Annotated in this window: 1 protein-coding gene; it reads left to right on the top strand. The window is 69.9% G+C overall.

Features of this window, described 5'->3' with window-relative positions:
• Positions 1-549, top strand: a 549-nt coding sequence (locus tag FH08_RS0133915; protein ID WP_031362616.1) for an SDR family oxidoreductase, incomplete at both ends; no start/stop codon positions are given.

Genomic DNA, 549 nt, shown 5'->3' with positions numbered 1-549 from the left:
GTTCCTGGCCGGCCGGCCGTCGCCCGACCTCGACGCGGTGGCGGAGCGATTGGGTGCGACCACCTGGCCGATGGACCTGACCTCTGCCGAACAGGTCGAAGCCGCTGTCGAGCCGATCGTCGAGCTCGACGTACTGGTGCACAACGCCGGGGTGGCCTACCCGGGCCGCGTGGGCGAGTCCTCGATCGACGAGTGGCGCGCCACCATGGAGGTGAATGTACTTGGCGCCGTGGCCCTTACGCTGCCACTACTGCCGGCTCTGCGGGCCGCGCGAGGCCAGGTGATCTTCGTCAACTCCGGCGCCGGACGGGCACCGTCGCCCGGGCTGGCGGCCTACACGGCGAGCAAGTTCGCGCTGCGTGGATTCGCCGACGCCCTGCGCGCCGACGAACCCTCGTTGCGGGTGACCACGGTCTACCCGGGACGCATCGACACCGACATGCAGTGGAATCTGGTGGCCTACGAGGGCGGGACCTACTCCCCCGAGCGCTTCCTCAAGCCGTCGACGGTCGCCCAGGTGATCGCTCAGGTGATCGCCACCCCGGACGA

It is taken from the genome of Caballeronia sordidicola (assembly GCF_000729995.1).
GTDB lineage: Bacteria > Pseudomonadota > Gammaproteobacteria > Burkholderiales > Burkholderiaceae > Caballeronia > Caballeronia sordidicola_A.
This window is presented reverse-complemented; position numbering and strand designations above follow the sequence as displayed.